Source organism: Paenibacillus sp. Y660 (assembly GCF_057221575.1).
The window spans coordinates 205,504-227,500 of sequence record NZ_JBXBBJ010000001.1; the positions used below are offsets into that span (position 1 = coordinate 205,504).

The window sequence follows — 21,997 nt, forward strand, 5'->3', positions numbered from 1 at the left end:
GGCAACTGATGATGCCGGCATTTTCATTATCCAAACCGATTCGAAGGAGGGCATTTATGCGAAAAAGCATCCTATCTTTGGCATTATCGATTTGTCTGCTTGGCTCCTTGTTTACAGGTCTTACCCCTATATCGGCCAAGCCGCGCCCGGACACGGGTACGCAGGATACTTATTACGAGAAAGCGGCTTACCGGGCCAAGAAGCTGAACGTGATTAAGCTTGCCGACATGTCTGAATCAGAAAGCGTCATGATCGCTACGCTCCAAGGATTGATCGCCAATCAAACGTCGGAGCAAATTTATATTTTGCCTGATTCCGGGAACTACGGGCAATGGCTCCAAGACCTAAAGGACCATTATGGCGTCAAAACGAAGTCGTATGACGACCCATGGAAGCTGCTGAAAAATTACAAAAAATATGTTGACGGCTATCTGGTTTGGAAAAAAGGCGACAGCTCCATTAATGCGGCTTCCTCGCTCGCTCATATTAAGCAGTCCGTGCTGGTCGAGCAGAGCGATGTGCCGAAGTCCAAGGGCTACAAGAAAGTGCTGGATCTCACCGGCAAGGACGAGGCTTGGGTGAAGTCCAATTATTGGAATAAACTGGAGCATGGTCTCTTCATCGAGCAGAAGGAGGAAATGGGAGCGAAGCTTAGAGATTATGCGGCGATGACGGGAGCCTTTACGTTTTATGACGGCAACAGCGAATTTCGTCAAACGGTAATGGCTGACGCTGATCCGGACTCGGTCGTGCTCGGTTGGGGAGATGCGTCGGGCGGAGAGGATCAATTTATTAGGCCAAGCTCGGATGCAGGCGTGTTTACCTTGCCGGCCGATCACGCGTTCAACTTATCGGTACTTAGCGGCTTCAAGCTTCAGAAGCTCGAGCAGAAAAAAGCCGTTAAGCCTGCGGTGGAGGACAATGTCCATTATGTGTCGTTCGTCATGTCCGATGGCGATAATATTCAGTGGATGCTGAACGATCTGGCTGAGAAGGGCAAGCCTTGGTTCGGCAACGCGAATCGCGGCAGCTTCGATATGGGCTGGGCAATATCGCCAAGCATGATCGATCTGGCTCCTACCGTTGCAGAACGGTATTATAAGGATGCGTCCGAAGGGGATGCGTTTGTAGTGGGGCCGTCAGGCGGCGGCTACATGTATCCGAGCCGGTATCCGGCAGCGGAGCTTGATCAGCATTTGAACAGTCTTAACGATTATATGGGCAAAATGGATTTGGGGCTCGTTGAGGTCATTGACTTCAACGCGTTTAACAATACCGAGCTATGGGACAAATATACGGCGCAGCCGAATGTAGACGGCGTCATCTATTTGGAATACAGCAATCATAAGGCGCTTAACGGCGCGCTCAAATGGGCTAACGGCAAACCGATTGTTACGCCGAGAGAGATGCTGTGGGAAGGCAATGCAGGCAGCGATAACGCATCCGTTATCAATCATATCAATGCCGCGCCTCGCAATCCGAAGAGCGCGGCAGGCTACTCGCTCGTACTCGTCCATGCTTGGTCCAAATCGATGGACGACGTAAAATCGGTAATCGATCAGCTTGGCGACGATGTTAGAGTCGTTACGCCGGTTGAGATGGTGGAGCTTATCAAGGAGCAGGTGCCGCAAATCAGCAACGATGTGCAGAATAAAGTGTATCAGGCGGAGACGGACTTTGGTCATCAGACGGGCAAGCAGGATGGAGACGGCTGGTCGGCTAACGCAGCGGAGCATGCAGCGGGCCATATGCTGTTCGGACCAGGAGCTGCGGATATTCCCGCAGGCCATCATCAGGTGAAGGTAAAAGCGATGATCGACAACCGCGAGGCCGACAACAATCGGGTATTGAATCTCGATATTTACGATACTGCCGATAACCGCGTAATTGCGGAGAAAGCGGTCCTTAGATCGCAATTCCAAAAGGCTGGCGCCTATCAAAATCTCGTCATGGAGGCTGATTTTGTTCTAGGCCATTCCTATGAATTCCGCGTCTGGTACGATGGCAATGCGAGTGTCAAAATTGACAGCGTATCGGTCATTATGGAAAGCAATCTGGCGCAGCGAATTTATGAAGCGGAGAACGATTTTGGCCACAATACAGGAAAGCTGGACGGAGACGGCTGGCTGGCGCAGATGGACCAGCATGGCACGGGCCATATGCTTTACGGGCCGTATGTGGCAAATATTCCGAGCGGCATCCATGATATTACCTTCAAGGCGATGATCGGCAGCATAACGGGAGCCGATGATCAGGTCGCGCTGCTCGATGTTTACAGCCCAAGCCTCGATCAGGTCGTCGCTTCCAAGGAACTGAAGAGAAGTGATTTTGCAGCCGCCAACGCTTACGAGGATTTTACGCTTATCGACGTCCCATTCTCGCTTGGCAGCACCTATGAATTTAGAGTTTATTTCAATGATGCGGCGGATATCAAGTTGGATCATGTGCGCCTTGATCTGCCTGAACAGGTCGCAACCGAAACGAATAGCATTTACTTTAAGTTTGGCGGAGGCGACGTGCAAGCTTTGTCCTTTGGCGTTGATTCCGGCGAGAAGCAGCTTCAAGCTTGGGGAAAAGCTGCACAGGCAGGGAAGCCTGACGTCAATTTGACAGCGGATGCCGCATGGTCGCTCGCTAGCGGAAGCGAAGCTGTTCGTATCAGCGAGGACGGCGTGCTGACGGTGCTTGGCGGCGGAGAAGCGATCGTCAAAGCAGCCTATAACGGGCTGGAAGCTGAGCTGCCAATTCTGGTTTCGGATACGTACGATAACCGGATATTCGAAGCTGAAAGCGCATTTGGCCACAATACCGGAGCAGCCGACGGGGACAGCTGGTCTGCGAATGCAGCAGACCACGGCGCAGGCCATATGCTGCATGGACCTGGCGTATCCGATCTGCCTTCCGGCAGCCATAAGGTCAGCTTCCGGATGAAGATCGACGCGAATGCAGGCGATTCGAATCGGGTATTGAATCTGGACATCTATGACGGAACGGGCAATAAGATAATTGGCGAGAGAGCGATTCTCCGTACCGATTTTGCAGCTGCCGACAGCTATCAGGACTTTGTAATCGACGCTGATTTTGTGACAGGGCATGCCTATCAGTTCCGCGTTTGGTATGATGACAACTCGACCATTCATGTTGATCGGGTATCCGTTCGAATTCCGGCGGCGCAATAGCTGCTTGGCGAGGGAAAAGGGAGTGCCGCATAAAGTCTGTTATGACTTCATGCAAGCACTCCCTTTTCTGTGCTTCTATGCTTGAAACTGCAAATTACGATCAATCAATGCGATGCGCTGCTCGACGCATGCGTGAGAGCGGAGCGGATCTTCCGGCGTATGAAGGCAATAGTCGAGCAGTTGATCGACGGTAGTTGACGCAACATGGCAGCGAGTGTCCGAGGAAGCGTAGTAAATGTATACGTCGCCGTTATCCTGTGCGATCACGCCATTGCAGAAGGCAACATTGGATACGTCGCCGACGCGCTCGGTGCCCATCGGCGCGAGCAAATGGCCGCCTGGGCGATGCGTAACCTTGTTAGGCTCCTGCAAATCAGAGAGGAATGCGTACAACACATAGCGCAGGCCTGCCGCCGTGTTGCGAACGCCATGGGCAATGTGGATCCACCCTTTGTCCGTCTTGATTGGAGCGGGTCCCTGGCCGTTTTTTACTTCCTTAATCATATGATAATGACGCTCGTCAATAATGATTTCACTTTCAACAACGGCGTTCTCGATTCTTTCGGAGAGACCCCAGCCAATGCCGCCCCCTGAACCGGTGTCGATGAAGCCGTCCTGCGGACGCGTGTAGAAGGCATATTTGCCATCGATAAATTCAGGGTGAAGCACAACGTTGCGCTGTTGATTGGAGGCGGTCTTCAGATCGGCAAGACGCTCCCACTGCTTCAAATCCTTTGTTCTAACGATGCCGCATTGCGCGATGGCGCTTGATAGATCTCCCTTCGGCGCAGATGAGTCCTTTCGCTCGGTGCAGAATAGGCCGTAAATCCAGCCGTCTTCATGCTGAATGAGGCGCATATCGTAGACGTTAATATCGGGATCGCTCGTTTCCGGCAGCAGGATCGGACGCTCCCAGAAGCGGAAGCCATCAACTGGACTGTCGCTTTCTGCGATGGCAAAAAAGGATTTGCGATCATTGCCCTCTACGCGCGCAACGAGGTGGTACTTGCCGTTTAACAAGATCGCGCCGGGATTAAAAACGCAGTGTACGCCAAGCCGTTCCATGAAATAAGGATTTGTCTCCGGGTTAAAATCATATTTCCAAACAAGCGGAGTATGCGCTGCTGTCAGGACAGGATGAATGTATCGATCGAAAATACCGTTGCCAAGCGCTTCCGGCTCGTTTTTGCGCTGCACAAGCGCCTCATAGCGCTCAGTCAGCAGCTGCTTTCGTTCATTAAACTTACTCATGGGTTAAACCTCCATTAATGTGAAGTGGATGTGCCGCTTAGGCGCTCAATCATTTCAAAGCATGCGCGGCCGTTATGATAAGGGCATTTCCAAGGACTGACCTTCTCGATATTTTCGCTAGGAGTGCCGTCGCGCTTTACGCTCCAATGCCATTCGCCATGCATGCAGCTTTCAATAAACCGCCATGACCGCATGGCAGTCTCGCGATATTTGTCCTCGCCCGTCATTTGATAGGCGTTATAGAAGCCGACGACTGCCTCTGCTTGCGGCCACCAATCCTTGTCCGTATCAATGAAGCCCTCTGGGCCTGCCTCATTAAGAAGACCGCCGTCTGTGTCCACGCCTTCGATTAGCGTCGCTTCAGCCATACGGATTGCAATGGCTTTGGCGGAGATTAGCAGCTCCTCGTCACCTAGCACCTCGGCAGCTTCAACCAGCAGCCAGCTGCCTTCGATATCATGCCCGTAGGAAATATGTTCCGATTTGCCGTTCCACTGCTCGTCGAAAAAAAGAATAAAGTGCGCGTTGTCTTCATTAATAATGTGCTTCATCGTAATTTCAATGAGCTCCTTCAGCTTGGCGTGAAGCTCATCTGATTTCCACACGAGGTATAGATTCGTATAGCCCTCCATGACATGAAGGTGAGTGTTCATCGATTTTTTCTCGTTCAAATCCTTCTCGCTCAAACTGTTGTCGTCGGTTTCCTGCCACTCGCGGGTCAGCGCTTCGAAATAGCCCTTATATTGCAGATCGTAGCTGTATTTCTCCAGCGTATGGAACAGCTCGATCGCTTGCTGAAGCGCAGCTTCATTGCCTGTTGCGCGGTGATACTCGGAGAAAGCGTAGATCGCGAACGCTTGGCCGTATACTTGCTTCTTCGTTTCGGATGGCTTGCCCGCTGCATCCACCATCCAATATAAACCGCCGTATTCCGGGTCCATAAAATGCTCATTCACATAACGATAGGCACGCTCGGCGATTTGTAAATATTGCTCGTTTCCGGTTATCCGGTATGCAGAGGCGAAGGTCCATAAAATGCGCGTGTTGAGCACCAGACTCTTGCCAGCGCCTCGACTAATGTGCAGATCTCTGCTGATAAAGCCATAGAAGCCGCCGTTTGTTTCATCAAGCGTATGCTCCATCCAAAAGCTGAGAATGTTCGATTCAAGCTCATGCTTAATACTGTCTAGCCACTGCTGGTTGCTGTCGCTCATTTGGCAGAGCCCTCCTTGATGGATTGTTCAATTTTCGCAGCGTAGTAGTCACGAACGGTTTGCTCGGCTTGCTTGCCGTACATGCAATAATCGTCATTGGAAGCAGCCTCGCTTTCTTCATAAAGACGAGCCGGCCAATCCCATAGCATGAAGCCGCCGACCCAATCGCGTTTATCGGAGGAGGCGAACATGGCCTCATAGAAACGGCGCTGTACGTCCTCGCTTGGCGCACCTTCAAGTCCCCAGTCATTTGGGATATGCTGTGAGCCTTCACGGCTTGGGCAGCCTGCTTCCATGAAGAAGAAAGGCTTATTGAATTTGGTTACAACCTTCTCGATCCGGTTAAGCTGCTCTTCCCAAGCATCAATCGGGTAATAGCCGCTGGAGGATATGACGTCCACAGCATCCCACCATTTGATTTGGCCCTCTTGGTATTTGTCGCAGTTATACGTCACGATGCCGGAATAAACCTCGCGAACCGCCGCGATGAGCTGGCGCCACTCATTTTCGCGTCGATCGGTTTGAACCATCTCACAGCCTACGCATAGCATTTCGCAGCCGGTTTCCTCGGCGATTCGCGCGTAGTGCAAAATGAATTCGGTATAGGAAGCGAACCAATCGGACCATTTAGGCTCGCACGGAACGTCGAGATCGAAGAAGTTGATATGCGCGCGCCAAGTGCCGTCTGCGCAATTGACAACGGGCTTCAAGCAAACCTGAAGCCCAAGCTCTTTCGCTTTGTGAATAGCATGACGTACCTCATCATCGGTGACGGTAGGCGCTTCCCGAAATTTGATTTCAGTCGATTGCGCATGGTCCTGAAGGGCGCCAAGTGCAATAGCTGTCCAATTCACGCTTAAACGCCCAGTCATCAGCTCCATGGAGCGGTCTGCCAAAGCTCCAGTCCATGTGCCGCGCACGCCTGTCCAGCCCCATGTCATTCCGCCTATATAGGCTGCTTTGCTCGTCATTTGAGTCGCCTCGCTTTAATTTTGATATTTTTGTTATCGCTAATAAATAATTTTGTTATGTACCAAGTAAACATGATTCCTGCTTTGTTTGCAATACCTTTCTTCAACCCTGTGCCACTTCATAATTTAGCTTCCTTTAATAACCGGATTAATGGCCTGTTTAGTTAGTAAAACGAGCTGTTAAACGGAAGATAGCGTTTTCAACAAATGTCAGTTGAAGACTATAAATAATATTTTAAACCATTTTAGAACCGTTGTTTATGCAGTATCATTCAAATGTAAGCGGAATCAAAACGAGCTGAGGGGGATTTTAGAAATGAAAAAAACTATTTCGTTAGCACTTGTTTCTGTAGTTATGCTAACAACATTAGCTGCGTGTGGTGGCAACAATACGAATTCGAACTCCAATGCGGCAACGAATAAGCCGGCTGCTAACGACACAGCAACGAACAAGCCGGAAAATGGCGGGACGGAAGAAGCGTCCAAAGTAGCAGGTGAGGTTGTATTCTTGACGAACCGCACAGACATGATCGACAAGCAATACGTGGATTACGAGAAACGCTTTGAAGAGAAATATCCTGGCGTAGATCTTAAATTCGAGGCGATTACGGATTACGATAAAACGTTGAAAATCCGCATCGCTTCCGGCGATTTCCCGGATGTCGTGTTCACGCCGACAATTCCAAACGCAGAGCTTCCAAATTACTTTGCTCCACTTGATGATATCTGGTTCTCCGGCGACATTCATTTCAAGGATTTGAAGGCTCAGGAAGACAAATTGTACGGCATATCCTCCGGCGGCTCGACAGTCGGTATCGTCTACAACAAAAAAGCGTTCGAGAAAGCGGGCATTACGGCGCTCCCGAAAACATACGATGAGTTCCTTGCAGCTTCGCAAAAGCTGAAAGACGCAGGCATCGTGCCGCTAGCTTCGAACTTTAAAGACAAATGGCCGCTTGATACTTGGGTGTACGATATTCCGACGATTATCGGCGGAGCAGCCGATCACCAAAACAAACGGGCAGAATCCGATACGCCTTACACGCTTGACAATGCATACGGCAAATCATGGGGCATCGTTCGTGAATTGTATACAAAAGGCTTCCTGGAAACAGACGTGAACTCCACGAACTGGGAGCAATCGAAAAAAGATATCGCATCCGGTAAATTCGGCATGTACCTGCTTGGCAACTGGGTTATTAACCAAGTTATCGAGAACGGCGCTCCAGCCGAGGACGTAGGTTTCTTCCCATTCCCTGCCGACAACTCCGGCGAGGCGAAAGCGCCGCTTAACCCGGATTTCTTCTATGCGGTTAACAAAAACGGAAACGTTGAAGCAGGCAAGGCATTCGTTCAATGGATGATCGAGGAATCCGGCTATGACGATTTTGCAGGCTTCATCCCGACTTTGAAGGACAAAGAATCCAAGCTGCCGCAGCTTGCTGAGTTCAACAGCTTAAGCCCTAAATTCTTTGAGCCAGCAGCACCGGTAGATGCTGCGACAGAAATTCAAAACAAAGCACAGCTTGACCAAGCTGCTGTCGTTCAAGAGTTCGTATTGTCCAAAGATCCTCAGAAGGTGATCGACAAAGTGAATACCGCTTGGGCGAAAGCGAAAAAAGATCTAGGTCTGTAAGGGTAGCGTGCAGGATGGGTGACCGCAAGCAGGTTATTCATCCTGCATCTTCCGATTAGAAAGACGCAGGAAGGACGGGGTTGTCTCATGTTTAGCAGGCTGCCTTTTAAAACGCAAAAGAATTACGTAATCATTGGATTTGTCGCATTGCCGCTGCTGCTGCTGCTGACATTCGCCTATTATCCGGCGCTTGAGCTTATTCGTTTAAGTTTTACAAGCTGGGACGGACTAAGTCCGAATAAACCTTGGATCGGCTGGTCGAATTATAAAGAGGTATTTGAAAATCCAGCCATATTCGGTGTCTTTAAACATAACTTTGCCTATTTCGCTGTAGGAATCGTACAAAACATTGCGGCGATTTATTTCGCTGTCGTGCTGAACAGCAAGCTGAGAGGGAAAAACTTTTTTCGCCTGCTGCTCTTCTTGCCGTACATCCTTAATGGCGTTGCTGTAGCATACTTATTCGGTTACGTGTTCGATACGACAAATGGATCGTTGAATTACTTGCTTGGACAGCTAGGCTTTGACGCCTTGTCCCAAACGAGCTGGCTTGGGAACGGGTCATTCGTCAATTATACGCTGGCTTCCATCGGCTTCTGGCGTTTTATGGGCTTCAACATGGTCATTTATTTGGCGGCGCTTCAGTCCATTCCGAGCGATATATATGAAGCGGCATCGATTGACGGCGCGAATGGCTGGCAGAAGTTCATCAGCATTACGCTGCCGAACATTTACAAAATTATCGAGCTTAATCTGTTCCTGACCGTTACCGGCGCATTGGAAGTGTTTGATCTCCCTTATATTCTTACGAAGGGCGGGCCTGCCGGATCGAGCGAAACCTTTGTTATGAAAATCGTCGAGACGGCCTTCCAGTTTAACAACTATGGCTTAGCATCCGCGATGAGCGTGGTTTTGTTGCTATTTGTTGTAATCGTATTGTCGATTCAACGCTTCTTGTTGAATGGAAAGGGGGAATGATCGATGAATAAATCCAATAAGCTTTGGGACACGATCAAATATATCAGCCTCATATTGGCCGCATTTGCGATATTGTTCCCGCCGTATATTATCGTAGTGAATGCCTTCAAGACGAAGGATGAATTTCATGGCAAATCAACCATCTCATTGCCTGACAGCTTCCTCTATTTCAAAAACTTCGGTCAAGCGTTCAAGCAAGCCGATATGATCAACGCGTTTGGCAATACCTTGTTCATCATTGCGATAACGCTTATTTTGAATATTTTGATCGGATCGGCGTTTTGTTACGCGGTTGGACGCTTTGATTTCAAATTCGAGGGACCGATTGTCGGCTTGTTCTTGTTTGCGACGATCATCCCGGCCATTACAACACAGGTCGTCAACTACAAAACGATTCAGGCGCTTGGCCTGACGAACAATTTGTTGGGCCCTGTGCTCATTTATGTAGGCGCGGATATTTTGCAAATCTACATCTATTTGCAATTCATTCGGAATATCCCAAACGAGCTGGATGAAAGCGCCATGCTGGAGGGAGCTTCGCTTATCCGAATTTTCCGCTCCATCATTTTCCCTCTGCTGGCGCCAGCGACGGCAACCATCATTATTTTGAAAACGATCAGCATCTACAATGATATGTTTATCCCGCTGCTCTATTTGCCGAGGGCCGAGCATGTCGTTGTATCTACGTCGCTTATGCGCTTCTTCGGGGTCAATAGCGGCGATTGGCAAATGATATCTTCAGCGATTCTCATTATTATGATTCCAACTGCCATCCTTTATATTTTCTTGCAAAAGTACATTTTTGCGGGTGTGACAAGCGGTGCGGTGAAATAAGCCGCCCGCTTGTTTCACGTTGCGGAGGTGCCGATTTTGGCGCAAACTAGGAGGGACATGCGGAAGGAGCGAGCAGGAATGAACATCATGATAGCAGATGATGAGGAGTTTATACGGTTAGGGCTCGAGAAGATATTAACGAAAATGGAATTGGACATTAAAGTCATCGGCTCATACAGCAACGGAATGGATGCGTGGTCGCATATTTCAAAGCTTGGGGAAGGCGAGCTGGATGTGCTTATAACCGATATCAAAATGCCAATGATGGATGGGCTGAAGCTCATCGAGCATTTGCGCGGCAGAACTATTGCGACCATCGTTCTGAGCGGCTTTAGCGAGTTCGAATACGCGCGGAAGGCGCTGCGCCAAGGCGTGCGCGATTATTTGCTTAAGCCGATCGACAAGGCGAATTTATATGACCTGCTGGTCAAGATTAAACTGGAGCGCAGCGAGCAGTAATCTGCTTCTGCGGCGGCAGGTGCAATTGACCTGTCGCAGGAAACCATTACGAAGGAAAAAGAACATCATGTTATCGAGCAGATGAAGGCCATTTTGGAGGAGGAGTACGGCAAAAACTTCGAAATGGAGCGAATGGCGGAAACGGTAGGGATGAGCGCCAATTATTTGAGCCGACTGTTTAAGCAGGAAACGGGTATAACGCTGACTGACTGCTTGATTGACATTCGGATTGAGAAGGCGAAACAGTTTTTGACCGATCATCCGAATTTGAAAAACTACGAAATTTCGCAGCTGGTCGGTTACAGCGATCCGGTTTATTTCAATAAGCTGTTTAAAAAAATGGTGGGAGTGACGCCTAAGGATTACAAGGGCAAGCACCGGTAAGCGGGAAGCGAAATCGGATAAATTCACTCATCGGAACTACAGTCCTCTCATCACAAATTCATGTGTTCAAAATCCCTGACACAAAACCGTATTACCGGATAAGACGGTCTCAAATATGAATTGAAAAAGCCTCCAACCACACCTTGAAAGTGGAGTTGGAGGCTTAGCTTTCTTATGATCCAATCATCAACTGTGGACGAAAGAAACCATGATAAAGCTTTGGGACAGCCTCTTTTCTTTATATCCAGTGAAGTTTGACGCTAACGTATGCTCACCCTGACACTTACTCATTTACCCCCCACACTTGTCCGACTGAGCACGTTTCCACCGAGAATGGAGCCAGATACCATGGTTATGACGATTGTTACTTTTGGGATAGCCAATGTAAGTATGCAGATAGCATGCTACAATGCCCACCATTTGAGATAGAGGTATGGATCAATGGCGCGATAGTCCGGCGTCCGCTTGTAAATGCCGAAATGAAGGTGGGTAACGAATTTGCCCTCCGTTCCTACGGGACCGTATCCGCTGCTGCCTACATAGCCAATTAGCTGGCCAGCCTTGACCTTGACGCCTTCCTTGATGCCAGCAGCAAATTTGGATAAGTGCGCGTAATAAAAATCGGTGTTATCGTCGACTCGAATCGTAAGCCGCCAGCCGCCAAGGTCATTCCAGCCTGCTTTGACAATCGTGCCAGCCATCGCGCTGTAAACAGCTGTTCCTTTGGCAGCCATTACGTCAACGCCTTCATGGGGGCGCACCTTTGAGCCAGCATCCGACCAAGAGCGAGCATCTGCGTAGCTGTTCGAGAATGGCGTATAGGTTCCTTTTGCGAGCGGGAATACACCGTTCAAGAATTGGCTGGGCTTTTTCGGAATTCGAATGCTAAGCCCAGCCCAAATATTGTTTGGGTTCGTCTGCGGGTTGGCCGCAAGCAGCTTATCGAGTGGAACATTGTGCCGCTGTGCGATCTTCCACATCAAATCGTTCGGAAGAACGGCAGTGGTCGTAAATTGCTGCGGGTCAGGTAAGATGAGCTTCTGGCCAATTACTAGCGAGTCTGATTTAAGTCCGTTCAGTTTTTTCAATTGTTCAGCACTCGTGCTGTTCTTCGTGGCGATTAACCATAGCGTGTCATTTTTTTGTACGGTGTAGGAAGCGGCGGAGCCAATTCCAGGTGAAACGGTTAGGAGGGCTAACAAAGCGGTGCTGCAAACGAGCTGTTTTATTCTCTTATTCATGCAGTAACGTCCTCTCAAAGTAGCAAATGTGTCCACCTTTACCATTTTAATAGCTTAAGCGTTTTATATTTAGCGGTAAATATTGGGCGTTCGCAGGTCAACGATTTTGGTCAGTCGATGTTTTTGTATTCATATCTTTATACTTCATATTAAAATTGTGCAATTAAACTATCATTATCAATACACTTTAATGTGAATATAGTGAATTTTATAGTGATGAGATGCAGGCGATTATGAGAAAAAAATTAATCTATTGTCCCCCTGTCAACTACCGCCGCCTCCTTGCTATCCATGATTTATACGGTGAGCGGAGATAAAAAAGAGGCTGGTCTTCCGTCTGCTGACGGTCGGCTGGCCTCTCTTTATTTGATATAGATGCCTCCAAAGGGCAGCACCTCGCGCAAAATTCTTTTGATAAATCCGCCGTTTTGCAGCTGCTCCTCAAGCTCCGCATCGCGCGAGCCCGTTTGAATAAGCACGGGGCCGCTGCCGCGAATTTCCCACTGCACATTCATATGCTGGCTTGCAAGCTTATTGCCGTAGACAGACAGCTGTATGGATGCATATTCGGGGTATGCAACAAGCGCTCCTGTCTCTACGTACAGAGGGCAGTCCGGCTGAAGCTGAATCGACCTAACGTCCCCGGCTGTTATGATGCCGAGCATGCCTGGACCGGAGAAGCGCATACGGACAAACTCTTTCGTGATCCATGCGTTTTTAAGCTTTTGAATAACGGATTTCAGCTGCATGCCATCTGAGAAAAAGATGACATGGCGAAAATCGAATAGCAAATCGCTTTTCGCTTCGATTTGTATCGTTTCAAGCGAGCAGCCGGCAGGCAAGCCGATGATGAACTCGGAGGGACCGGATATCTGGGAACGAATCCAACGTTTCTTGCGATACATTCCGGCCAAATCCATGAAGCGATCCTCCCGATGATACGGCTCGCCCTGATAAGCAATTATAGATTTTGGATGGAGCACATGGAGCTTGTCCGCGCCTTCAAGGCTGACCTGCACATGCCCGGTTTGGGCGGGGACGGTTATGTTCATCCGCTAATTCCCCTTCCTCGGGTGCCGCGATGCTTGCGCCATGCCATATACCGCCAGACGCGTATCGCTGCGATATAAAAAATAAATAAGGCTACAATAATGACAATGGTATTGATCAGCTTGTTGAACACAGAGTGACGGTCCTGCTTCATACGCTCCATCTCTGCTTGCATGCTCGCATTTTGCGCGATAAGCTGTTCATTTTGCTGGCGAATCTGCTCATTTTGCTTAAGCAGGTTTTGTTGCGTTAAAGCATATTCCGCTGCTGCCTTGGCAGACTCCTCGAGCTGCTGCTGTTGACCTGCAAGGGCTTCCTTCGCTTCGATATATTTTTGCTCAAGCTCTTCTATTTTCTTAGGTGTATTGTAAATGTCGTTGATTGTATCAAAGAAGCCAGCGTGCGCGGCAGGCTGCGGAATAGCGATGAGAATAAAGGATAAGAAGCATAAAAGCGAGAGTGATTTCATCGATGGCTGTCGCATCATATTCTCCCTTCAGTTTTCGACATAAGAGGGGCTGATGCTTACATTTTACAGTCTTTCTCGACAATAGTCACTCTTGTCCTATATTTGGCTGATTATAGATCACCGAAAAAAAAGGATACCAGCGAATTCGCTGCTATCCTTAAAGCATTTCCTATTTTCTAACGTATAAGCGGCTCGTTTCTTCCCATATGCCGCCCGGCTCAAGCGACACAAGCCCGATTTGCTCGGCTGGAAGGTTGACGTTAGGCGCATTGACCAGATTAAGCTGCGGCTCCGGACAGAAGAAACCCGGCGTAGCATTGTTGTTCCAGATCATCCACTGCTTGTAGGCCGTGCCGACATCGTAGACGAGCGTAACGCCGCTGCGTGTATCGGTAAGCTCCATCGTGTTGCGGCCGTTTTGCGGCTCGGTTGTGTAATGGTTGTCCATCGACTCCCAGAAAGGCGAGAGGCCTGTCGTCTTCATCTCTTCTTCTTTAGCAGAAAGCGGTTGGTAATTGCCAGTCGGCAGCATCCGCTCATTAAGCTCCCAGCGCTTGCCGATCGTGAGGGTGAAGCGATAATCATCGGCTGTACTGCCCGGATCGAACGGCGCATTGATCGCCGTGTGGAAAGCGATCAAGCATGGCATCGCATCCGTTCCTTCATTATGTACCGATACATGCTGGAGAAGTCCTGTTTCGTTCAACGAATAGCGAAGCTTCAAGGTGAAGCGATGCGGCAAATACGTATAAATCGGGTGGCTCTCGTCAATGGTAATTTTGAGCGATACGTAGCATTCTGTTTTGTTTGTGCCAAAATCCTCTACGCTCCATGCAGCTGTATGGAAAAACCCGTGCAGGTGGTTGCCGGTTTTCGCTTCGTTGACAGGAAAGGTATAGGTTCTGCCGTTCCAAGTAAAGGTGCCATCCTCATAGCGGTTAGGAGGGAACAGAACAGGAATGCCATGAATGCCCGGGTTTGCTCTGAAGCTGTCCATTTCCTCTATTGAAGGCTCACGCAAAAAGGTAAAGTTGTTTTCTTTATCGCGAAATGCGATGAGATTAGCTCCAACTGCCGGCAATACAGCCGCTTCATAAGCTCCCCATTGCAGCCAAACAGCCTGCTCGTCATTAAATAATTGCTCGAATGCTTGTCCTTGCGTAGACATGAAAATCCTCCTAAAAAGTTTTTGAAGAAAAACTTTATTCGTCGTTGTATTCGTTTGAAAATCATATTCAAACTAAGAATAGCAGGACGGGGACAAACAAACAACCGCCATATTTCCCAAGATGCGGGAATATGGCGGTTGTTTGTTTACTACGGCGTAATGCGCAAATCGTTGCTCGAAGCGCGCTGCGAGAACAGCTGCTGAATGACAAACTGCTTGCGGCGATTAACCGAAACTTGCTTCGAATCGGCGATCTCAGAATCGAAGTGGATGGTGCCGCCTTCGATCGTCTTGATTTTGCCAATATTAATGTAGCAATTGGAATTGACCGGGTAGAAGCTGCTTTCATGAGTTAACTGGTCAATCTGCTCGGCAGTCATACGCTTCTTTATATTATAGTTTCTGCCGTGGAAGCTTACGAGCCCTTGCATGCCAAGCTTGAAGTAAAGCACATCCGACTCAAGCTCGAAATCCTCATAGACATTCCGTCCGCTCAGTATTTCATTCATCATCTCATTTTCCCCCTTTAGAAATGTGAACCACTGATTGTTAGCGCTTACATTGTATCATGTTACAATAAGTTTTGTGAAGTCTTTTATAAAAAAAAGACATTGTTTGCTGGAGCGGCATGTGCTATGGTCACTGTAATGCCAAAAAGACAGAGAGGTTGAGTGCAAATGACAAACCAAAATGGACAACCAACATCAAGCGAGACTCTTTACATAGGTTCGTATGGAACCGTGGAAGAGCCGACTATTCACGTATGCAAGTTCAATAACAAGACAGGCGCGTTGGAAGTTATACAGCAAGTTAACGGGCTGGAGAACGCTTCTTACTTAACGCTTCATCCTAGCAGCAGCCGTTTGTTTGCGGCAAGCGAGACGGGATCAACGGGAGACGAAATCGGAGGCTCGGCCGCTTCGTTTGAAATCGATGAATCGACAGGGCTGCTTAGCAAAACAAGCAATCGCTTTCTAACGCATGGCGCCCACCCTTGCTATATAAGCACGGATGAGGAAGGAAAGGCGCTGTTCGCTGCCAATTATACGGGCGGTAACGTTGCCTTATTGCCAATTGCGGCAGGCGGCGAGCTGGAAGCGGCTGCTTCCGTTCAGCAGCATACTGGCGAGCTTGGGCCAAACGCAGCGAGACAGGATGCTCCGCACGCGCATTGCATCGTGCCGCTTGATGGTTCGCCCTTCGTATGCGCAGTTGATTTAGGGATCGATGCAGTCGTGATTTATCGCTACGATAATGAGCGGCGCTTGCTTGCTCACCATGGGATCAGCAAGGTTCATCGCGGCGCTGGACCGCGTCATCTGATTTTCCATCCGGCATTGCAGGCAGGTTACGTGATGAATGAGCTGGATTCCACCATAACGGTGCTTAAGGTCGATAAAGAGTGCGGCGTCTTAAAGGCAGGCCAAACGATTTCTGCGCTGCCGTCTGACTTTGATGGCTATAACGATGCTGCAGATATTCATTTGGGCTTGTCTGGGCGTTATTTGTACAGCACTAACCGCGGGCACAACAGCATTGCCGTATTTGCTGTCGATCAAGGCAGCGGGGAGCTCGCGCTGATCCAGCATATCGATTGCGGAGGCGATTCACCGCGCAATTTTGCCATTTCGCCGGATGGCGGTCATTTGCTTGTCGCACATCAGAAGACGGGCAATGTTGTCGTATTTAAGGTAGATGAAGAGAGCGGTCTGCTTTCAAAAACAGATTCGTCCCTACAATTAACAAGCCCCGTATGTATTAAATTTTCTTCTAAATCATGAGCAATCACTTTGACAGGGCAACGGAAATGAGATGTTTTCGTTAGGAAAGGCAGGTCCTATTTATTATGTCAGCGCCACTTGCGACGACAGGCACAAATAAAACGGCAATAAAATCCGCTACCGTATATGCCATATTAATATGCATCAGTTCGGTGCATCTCATGAATGACATGATGCAATCGGTCGTGTCTGCCTTGTTTCCGGTACTAGAACAATCGTTGAGCCTTAGTTTAGCGCAAATCGGCTGGATCGCTTTTACGCTCAATATGACCTCCTCCGTCATGCAGCCCGTAGTCGGCTTGATTTCGGACAAAAGGCCTGCGCCTTGGATGCTCCCGGTCGGAATGTTCTCCAGCATGCTGGGAATGATAGGCCTGGCTTTTGCCCCCAATTTCTACATGGTGCTGCTTGCGGTTGTGTTCGTAGGACTTGGTTCGGCCGTGTTCCATCCGGAGGGCTCTCGCGTCGTGCATTTGGCTGCCGGAAACCGCCGAGCCTTCTCCCAGTCGATCTATCAGGTTGGCGGCAACTTTGGCCATATGCTTGGACCACTAATGACGATGCTGATCTTTTTGCCATTTGGGCAGAAGGGTGCGATTTGGGGCACTTTGCTTGCTGTTACGGCCATTATTATTTTAATGAAGGTAGTTCCTTGGTATAAGACGCAGCTAGCCGTACATGATGGGAAAATGCAGCAGCGTAAGGCTGCCGGCAAAGTAAAGGCGGCGCTTGCGCCCAAGGTCGTAGCATTCGCGCTCGCCATCTTGTTTGCAATCGTTTTTGCTCGTTCCTGGTATGCTGCCGCTATCGGAAACTTTTATCAGTTTTACCTAGTAGAGACTTATCATTTGACGATTAAGCAAGCGCAGGTTCCGCTATTTTTATTTTTGGCAGCCGGCGTGGCAGGGACTTTCTTAGGAGGCATACTGGCGGATCGGATCGGACGCAAAAAAATGATGCTGATTTCGATTCTCGGAGCAGCGCCGTTCGCGCTTCTCCTTCCGCATTTGCCGTTGGCCTGGGTGTACCCGTTGATCGTCGTGCTAGGCTTTATTTTACAATCCGGCTTTTCGGTCAGCGTCGTATATGCGCAGGAGCTTATGCCAGGCAAGGTTGGCACCGCTTCGGGCCTTATCACTGGTCTTGCGTTCGGTATGGGCGGACTTGGCGCTGTTGTTCTCGGCTATTTGGCAGATTCGCGCTCACTCAGCTTTATTATGTTAGCATGCAGCGCTTTGCCGCTGATTGGGCTGTTAGCCATTAAGCTGCCAAAGGACCGGAAAGAAGCTCTGTAATGTGGATTGTAATGAATAACAGCTGCTTGAAGGAGTATTCCTTTGGGCGGCTTTTTTTTGTTTGCAAATTTAATATATTGAAATAAACCAAACAAAATTATATAATGTCTATAAATTTAACAAACGGAATAATGAGGTGTTTGCATATGTATCATGAAGAACGGTTTTGGGTATCGACGATAGAAGAGTTGAAACAGGGTTATGTGTTTGAGGAAGCGGAAGGCTTTTATTATTGCCTCATATGCGGTGAGCGCTTCGAGGATGGCGAAATATTTCATGACGCACAAGCTGGACGCTCGTATGAGGCTCGCAAATATGCAGCGCTTCATGTGAAGCAGGAGCATGGCTCCATGCTTGATTATTTGCTTGAGCTCGATAAGAAGCAGACGGGTTTAACCGATTTGCAAAAAGAGCTCATCCGCGGGTTTGCCGATCATTTGTCCGATACCGAGATGATGAGCCGTACGGGCGCGGGCAGCGCCTCGACGATTCGAAACCATCGGTTCGTGCTGAAGGAGAAGGCGAAGCAGGCGAAGCTGCTGCTCGCCATTATGGAAATGATGGAGGAAGGCGCCGTTGCAGCGCCGCGCTTCGTGCCCGTGCACCGCACGGCGAAGCAGGTGGATGAGCGATATGCGATTACCGAGGTTGAGTATGACGAGCTATTGAAGCAATATTTGCCGAATGGACCGGAAGGCCCGCTGGAATCATTCCCGCGCAAAGAGAAGCGCAAAGTTGTGCTGCTGCGCCATATTGCTTCATATTTCGAGAGAGGGGTCCGATATACGGAGAAGGAAGTGAATGCGCGGCTCAGCACCTTCTGGGAAGAGGATTACGCGACGCTTCGCCGCTACTTGATTGAATATGGTTACTTGGACCGCAAGGACGATGGCAGCACTTATTGGATCAAGGACGCAGGCGGAGTGCAGCAGGAGCAGGCGGTACCGAAGGCAGCCTCGGCAGGCAAGCAAGGGAAGGCTGGGAAGAAAAAGGCGGCGAAGGAAGAGCAGAAGCAGGAGCAGAAGCAGGAGGAAGTACGGGAGGTTGAAACAAAAATGGATAAGGCAAGGCGTAAGCAACTGACGGCTGATTACCAGGAACGCGAACGGACAATGGGTGTATTTCAGATAAAAAATAATGCCAATGGCAAAATCTATGTGGGAGGCTCCACTAATTTAGATGCGCTATGGGGAAAAGAACAATTTGTTCTTAATATGGATACACATCCGAATCGTGAGCTTCAGAAGGAATGGAAGCAATTTGGCGGCGAAAATTTTTCTTTTCTCATACTAGAGACCGTTAAACTTGAGCAAAAGATTCGTTATGATTATAAAGACGTTTTGGACCCAGTAGGCCGTCAGCCCGTTGATTTGGTTCGTCAATATAATCGGGGAGTGGGAGATTTGAAGGAGCAGTGGGTAGAGAAGCTGCAGCCCTTCGGGGAAAAAGGCTACCATGGCCTTGCCGATAAAGGCAACGGTTAAGAAACATTTTTGAAGAGGGAGAGTGTGGAAGAGTATGTCTGCTAAAGTGGTAGCTGGAGCGGGAGATAGCTTGCTCCGCAACAAGTTTTTTCAAACGATTTTGCTGTCAAATGTATTGCTGCAAATCGGGATTTGGGTACGCAACTTTGCGATTTTGATGTATGTAACAGATAAGACGAACGAAGATCCGTTCGCGATTAGTTTGATGGGGTTTGTGGAATTTTTGCCGATTTTCGTATTCTCGTTTATTGGCGGAACGTTTGCTGACCGTTGGAAACCGCGTCTAACGATGATTTGGTGCGACTTCCTATCCGCCTTATCCGTATTTATCGTGCTGATTACGCTTCTATATGGATCATGGCATATGGTCTATTTAGCTACATTCGTGTCCGCGATATTATCGCAGTTCTCGCAGCCATCGGCCATGAAGCTGTTTAAGCAGCATATTCCGGCGGAGCAGCTGCAATCTGCAATGGCGATGTTCCAATCGCTTATTGCGATCTTCATGGTGCTCGGGCCGTCGCTTGGCGTAATGTCCTATCAAAAATTCGGCATTGAAATTTCGATCGGCGTCATGGGCGTAGCCTTTCTATTGTCGGCTGTCGTCTTGTTCCGTATCCCTCGCGACCGTGAGGTAGAGAAAAGTGAAATAGTTGCAAAACGACAATTTTGGCAGGAGCTTAAGGATGGATTTAACTATGTATGGCGCAGTCCGGTATTGAAGGCGCTGGGCGGAACGTTCGCTCTGGCTGGGACGGCGGTCGGTATTGCCCAAACGCTTGGCTTGTTCATCGTGCTTGAACGACTGGGTCAGCCGAAAGAATTTTTACAATATATGTTGATGGTCAACGGAATTGCAATGCTAGTTGGCGGCGGAGCGGTCATGGTCGTTGCCAAAAAGATTGCGCCGCAAAAGCTGCTTGCACTCGGCCTTGTACTTAGCTCGCTGTGCATGATCGGCACTGGACTATCGACGAGTGTTCCAATTACGCTGGTTCTGCAGTTTATTAGCGGACTAGGCTTCCCGATGATTCAAATCGGTATTAGCACGATGATTTTGCAGTGGTCGGAGGAATCCTATACGGGTCGAGTTAATGGCGTGCTTACCCCGATGTTTATGGGGATGATGGTCATTATGACGCTCGTTTCCGGACAGCTGAAGGTGGTATTCCCGTTAGTCGGCATCTACATCGTAGCAGGTTCGATTATGTTCTTGGGCATGCTGCTGCTAATCCCGTTGTTCAAGCATAAGCCGCTTGTCGCTCAATCTACCAATTAGTCTATTGGAGGATATTGACAGATTCTGCCTCTGTGAAGTAACATCTATTTTAATGAATATGACGTATGGCGAAGCACGCTTACACCCTCGGATGGGGGAGGGGCGTGCTTTTTTGTGCTGCATCGGTAGTGTCTCTGGGAGAGGGGCCTGCTGAGGGTGGAGAAGCGAGACTGTCGAAAAATGACAAAAGCTGGTGATGGAAGGGAGGATAAAAGAAGGGAAAAGGGATAGGCGGAAAGAAATGGTATGTTGTGCTGTAAAAAAATGTGTATTTTAAGAGAAGTCAACAATATAAATGGGAGTGGTTGAATATGCAAAAAATAGGACGAGTCATACTAGTGATAACTTTACTGGTGACATTGCTGATGAGCGTGCAGGCAGCAGCTGCAGCAGCAGCTTTTACAGATACGAAGACCCATTGGGCGAAAAAGGAGATTGATACAGCAGTTGCTCAGGGCTGGATCAATGGTTATGATGCCAAAACCTTTAAACCAGAGTCAAACATAACGCGGGCTGAATTTTTAAAATCGCTTATAGCCGCATTGAAAATCAAAGCAGAAGACACGGATACGCCATTTGCGGATGATGCCGGCTGGTTTCGTTCTTACATCGCTTCTGGATTGAAGCTATCGATTATTAAGGTTGGCGATTATAAGGAAAATACATTTGAGCCTAATTTACCGATTACGCGTGAGGAGATCGCTCGCATGACGATTCGTGCGCTTGGTAAGGATGCAGATGGAGTTAAATCGGGTTATTTGGCAGTCGTTAAAAAGCTAGAAATCATGAAGGGCTATCCCGATGGAACGATGGGCGGGGAGAAGAATGCTACCCGCGCGGAGGCTGTGGTGATGATTGCGAATACGTTGACGGTGAAGAATCCCCCAAAACCAGTGACAGCTTATCCGAAAACGAAGGAGCAAGTGAATACATTGATTCAATCTCTTCCTAGCTTTAAGGGAAAGACTACGTATGGTGGATCTGGTAGTGGGGTCGTATTAATTAACTCCAAAGGATCGGATGTTTTCAGTGATCACACTCTTGCTGTTGAATATTATGCAGATGTTAAAACGACTGTAATCAATGTGGCAGATCCAACAGCAGACAATCAAGCAATGGTAAAAGATTTGCTGAAATTCTACTACCCGAAATCAAATGAGAAGGCGATTGCATCTTATTTAAAGGTTACAAAGTCAGCTGATTCTGATACTAATTCGCATATTACAACTAAGTATGATGGACGTAAATTTGAATCTTATAAAGGTATTAATACTAAGCGAGTTGTTATCCATGTTGGAGAGTGAAATATATGATGAGAAAATAC

Annotated in this window: 19 protein-coding genes; 11 read left to right on the forward strand and 8 right to left on the reverse strand. The window is 48.6% G+C overall.

The window, feature by feature from the left end:
* Nucleotides 1–56: 56 nt before the first annotated feature.
* Complete coding sequence (locus tag AC2TDN_RS00915) at nt 57–3,179, forward strand: GxGYxYP domain-containing protein (protein ID WP_484686721.1); 3,123 nt, start codon at nt 57–59, stop codon at nt 3,177–3,179.
* A gap of 75 nt (nt 3,180–3,254) precedes the next feature.
* Here AC2TDN_RS00915 and AC2TDN_RS00920 read toward each other — a convergent pair whose 3' ends face one another.
* The 3 genes from AC2TDN_RS00920 to AC2TDN_RS00930 are packed head-to-tail and all read right to left on the reverse strand — an operon-like array spanning nt 3,255 to nt 6,615.
* Complete coding sequence (locus tag AC2TDN_RS00920) at nt 3,255–4,430, reverse strand: glycoside hydrolase family 130 protein (RefSeq protein WP_484686722.1); 1,176 nt, start codon at nt 4,428–4,430, stop codon at nt 3,255–3,257.
* Between the two features lie 14 nt (nt 4,431–4,444).
* A complete protein-coding gene (locus AC2TDN_RS00925) occupies nt 4,445–5,644 on the reverse strand; it encodes an AGE family epimerase/isomerase (protein ID WP_484686723.1) in 1,200 nt (399 codons plus the stop codon).
* Nucleotides 5,641–6,615: a glycoside hydrolase family 113 gene (locus tag AC2TDN_RS00930; protein ID WP_484686724.1), complete on the reverse strand. Its 975-nt coding sequence runs from the start codon at nt 6,613–6,615 to the stop codon at nt 5,641–5,643. Before AC2TDN_RS00930 ends, AC2TDN_RS00925 begins: the two co-directional genes overlap by 4 nt.
* 316 nt (nt 6,616–6,931) lie before the next feature.
* On the opposite strand from AC2TDN_RS00930, the gene AC2TDN_RS00935 reads away from it, so the two are divergent.
* From AC2TDN_RS00935 to AC2TDN_RS00955, 5 genes are all read left to right on the forward strand, one after another.
* Nucleotides 6,932–8,251, forward strand: a complete 1,320-nt coding sequence (locus AC2TDN_RS00935; protein ID WP_484686725.1) for an ABC transporter substrate-binding protein — start codon at nt 6,932–6,934, stop codon at nt 8,249–8,251.
* An 87-nt stretch (nt 8,252–8,338) separates the two neighbouring features.
* A complete protein-coding gene (locus tag AC2TDN_RS00940; protein ID WP_482065144.1) occupies nt 8,339–9,229 on the forward strand; it encodes a carbohydrate ABC transporter permease in 891 nt (296 codons plus the stop codon).
* A gap of 3 nt (nt 9,230–9,232) precedes the next feature.
* Nucleotides 9,233–10,063 carry a carbohydrate ABC transporter permease gene (locus AC2TDN_RS00945; RefSeq protein ID WP_484686726.1) on the forward strand — a complete coding sequence of 277 codons (831 nt, stop codon included), beginning with the start codon at nt 9,233–9,235 and terminating at the stop codon, nt 10,061–10,063.
* A 78-nt stretch (nt 10,064–10,141) separates the two neighbouring features.
* A complete protein-coding gene (locus AC2TDN_RS00950; RefSeq protein ID WP_484686727.1) occupies nt 10,142–10,522 on the forward strand; it encodes a response regulator in 381 nt (126 codons plus the stop codon).
* 81 nt (nt 10,523–10,603) lie between these two features.
* On the forward strand, nt 10,604–10,906 hold the full coding sequence (locus AC2TDN_RS00955; protein ID WP_484686728.1) for a helix-turn-helix domain-containing protein: 303 nt from the start codon (nt 10,604–10,606) through the stop codon (nt 10,904–10,906).
* Nucleotides 10,907–11,310: 404 nt separating this feature from the next.
* Here AC2TDN_RS00955 and AC2TDN_RS00960 read toward each other — a convergent pair whose 3' ends face one another.
* The 5 genes from AC2TDN_RS00960 to AC2TDN_RS00980 form a co-directional block, all read right to left on the reverse strand.
* Nucleotides 11,311–12,147 carry a LysM peptidoglycan-binding domain-containing protein gene (locus AC2TDN_RS00960; RefSeq protein WP_484686729.1) on the reverse strand — a complete coding sequence of 279 codons (837 nt, stop codon included), beginning with the start codon at nt 12,145–12,147 and terminating at the stop codon, nt 11,311–11,313.
* A 362-nt stretch (nt 12,148–12,509) separates the two neighbouring features.
* Nucleotides 12,510–13,199, reverse strand: coding sequence for an AIM24 family protein (locus tag AC2TDN_RS00965; RefSeq protein ID WP_484686730.1), 690 nt, complete (start codon nt 13,197–13,199; stop codon nt 12,510–12,512).
* On the reverse strand, nt 13,196–13,684 hold the full coding sequence (locus tag AC2TDN_RS00970; protein WP_482065139.1) for a hypothetical protein: 489 nt from the start codon (nt 13,682–13,684) through the stop codon (nt 13,196–13,198). Before AC2TDN_RS00970 ends, AC2TDN_RS00965 begins: the two co-directional genes overlap by 4 nt.
* 151 nt (nt 13,685–13,835) lie before the next feature.
* Nucleotides 13,836–14,834 carry an aldose epimerase family protein gene (locus AC2TDN_RS00975; protein ID WP_484686731.1) on the reverse strand — a complete coding sequence of 333 codons (999 nt, stop codon included), beginning with the start codon at nt 14,832–14,834 and terminating at the stop codon, nt 13,836–13,838.
* Nucleotides 14,835–14,983: 149 nt separating this feature from the next.
* A complete protein-coding gene (locus AC2TDN_RS00980) occupies nt 14,984–15,346 on the reverse strand; it encodes a LytTR family transcriptional regulator DNA-binding domain-containing protein (RefSeq protein ID WP_484686732.1) in 363 nt (120 codons plus the stop codon).
* Between the two features lie 165 nt (nt 15,347–15,511).
* On the opposite strand from AC2TDN_RS00980, the gene AC2TDN_RS00985 reads away from it, so the two are divergent.
* The 5 genes from AC2TDN_RS00985 to AC2TDN_RS01005 all read left to right on the forward strand — a co-directional run bounded on the left by AC2TDN_RS00985 (nt 15,512) and on the right by AC2TDN_RS01005 (nt 21,977).
* Nucleotides 15,512–16,615 carry a lactonase family protein gene (locus tag AC2TDN_RS00985; protein WP_484686733.1) on the forward strand — a complete coding sequence of 368 codons (1,104 nt, stop codon included), beginning with the start codon at nt 15,512–15,514 and terminating at the stop codon, nt 16,613–16,615.
* Nucleotides 16,616–16,680: 65 nt separating this feature from the next.
* On the forward strand, nt 16,681–17,910 hold the full coding sequence (locus AC2TDN_RS00990; protein WP_484686734.1) for an MFS transporter: 1,230 nt from the start codon (nt 16,681–16,683) through the stop codon (nt 17,908–17,910).
* A gap of 146 nt (nt 17,911–18,056) precedes the next feature.
* Nucleotides 18,057–19,394 carry a DUF2087 domain-containing protein gene (locus AC2TDN_RS00995; protein ID WP_484686735.1) on the forward strand — a complete coding sequence of 446 codons (1,338 nt, stop codon included), beginning with the start codon at nt 18,057–18,059 and terminating at the stop codon, nt 19,392–19,394.
* Nucleotides 19,395–19,428: 34 nt separating this feature from the next.
* Nucleotides 19,429–20,673 carry an MFS transporter gene (locus AC2TDN_RS01000; protein WP_484686736.1) on the forward strand — a complete coding sequence of 415 codons (1,245 nt, stop codon included), beginning with the start codon at nt 19,429–19,431 and terminating at the stop codon, nt 20,671–20,673.
* A 311-nt stretch (nt 20,674–20,984) separates the two neighbouring features.
* Nucleotides 20,985–21,977, forward strand: a complete 993-nt coding sequence (locus AC2TDN_RS01005; protein ID WP_484686737.1) for an S-layer homology domain-containing protein — start codon at nt 20,985–20,987, stop codon at nt 21,975–21,977.
* The last annotated feature ends 20 nt before the right edge of the window (nt 21,978–21,997 follow it).

What these genes read in the sequence shown, in the direction of transcription:
- AC2TDN_RS00915 (WP_484686721.1), top strand. Translation starts at nt 57, where the DNA reads ATGCGAAAAAGCATCCTATCTTTGGCATTATCGATTTGTCTGCTTGGC.
- AC2TDN_RS00955 (WP_484686728.1), top strand. Translation starts at nt 10,604, where the DNA reads ATGAAGGCCATTTTGGAGGAGGAGTACGGCAAAAACTTCGAAATGGAG.
- AC2TDN_RS00935 (WP_484686725.1), top strand. Translation starts at nt 6,932, where the DNA reads ATGAAAAAAACTATTTCGTTAGCACTTGTTTCTGTAGTTATGCTAACA.
- AC2TDN_RS00960 (WP_484686729.1), bottom strand. Translation starts at nt 12,147, where the DNA reads ATGAATAAGAGAATAAAACAGCTCGTTTGCAGCACCGCTTTGTTAGCC.
- AC2TDN_RS00995 (WP_484686735.1), top strand. Translation starts at nt 18,057, where the DNA reads ATGTATCATGAAGAACGGTTTTGGGTATCGACGATAGAAGAGTTGAAA.
- AC2TDN_RS00990 (WP_484686734.1), top strand. Translation starts at nt 16,681, where the DNA reads ATGTCAGCGCCACTTGCGACGACAGGCACAAATAAAACGGCAATAAAA.
- AC2TDN_RS01000 (WP_484686736.1), top strand. Translation starts at nt 19,429, where the DNA reads ATGTCTGCTAAAGTGGTAGCTGGAGCGGGAGATAGCTTGCTCCGCAAC.
- AC2TDN_RS01005 (WP_484686737.1), top strand. Translation starts at nt 20,985, where the DNA reads ATGCAAAAAATAGGACGAGTCATACTAGTGATAACTTTACTGGTGACA.
- AC2TDN_RS00975 (WP_484686731.1), bottom strand. Translation starts at nt 14,834, where the DNA reads ATGTCTACGCAAGGACAAGCATTCGAGCAATTATTTAATGACGAGCAG.
- AC2TDN_RS00920 (WP_484686722.1), bottom strand. Translation starts at nt 4,430, where the DNA reads ATGAGTAAGTTTAATGAACGAAAGCAGCTGCTGACTGAGCGCTATGAG.
- AC2TDN_RS00930 (WP_484686724.1), bottom strand. Translation starts at nt 6,615, where the DNA reads ATGACGAGCAAAGCAGCCTATATAGGCGGAATGACATGGGGCTGGACA.
- AC2TDN_RS00940 (WP_482065144.1), top strand. Translation starts at nt 8,339, where the DNA reads ATGTTTAGCAGGCTGCCTTTTAAAACGCAAAAGAATTACGTAATCATT.
- AC2TDN_RS00965 (WP_484686730.1), bottom strand. Translation starts at nt 13,199, where the DNA reads ATGAACATAACCGTCCCCGCCCAAACCGGGCATGTGCAGGTCAGCCTT.
- AC2TDN_RS00970 (WP_482065139.1), bottom strand. Translation starts at nt 13,684, where the DNA reads ATGATGCGACAGCCATCGATGAAATCACTCTCGCTTTTATGCTTCTTA.
- AC2TDN_RS00980 (WP_484686732.1), bottom strand. Translation starts at nt 15,346, where the DNA reads ATGATGAATGAAATACTGAGCGGACGGAATGTCTATGAGGATTTCGAG.
- AC2TDN_RS00950 (WP_484686727.1), top strand. Translation starts at nt 10,142, where the DNA reads ATGAACATCATGATAGCAGATGATGAGGAGTTTATACGGTTAGGGCTC.
- AC2TDN_RS00925 (WP_484686723.1), bottom strand. Translation starts at nt 5,644, where the DNA reads ATGAGCGACAGCAACCAGCAGTGGCTAGACAGTATTAAGCATGAGCTT.
- AC2TDN_RS00985 (WP_484686733.1), top strand. Translation starts at nt 15,512, where the DNA reads ATGACAAACCAAAATGGACAACCAACATCAAGCGAGACTCTTTACATA.
- AC2TDN_RS00945 (WP_484686726.1), top strand. Translation starts at nt 9,233, where the DNA reads ATGAATAAATCCAATAAGCTTTGGGACACGATCAAATATATCAGCCTC.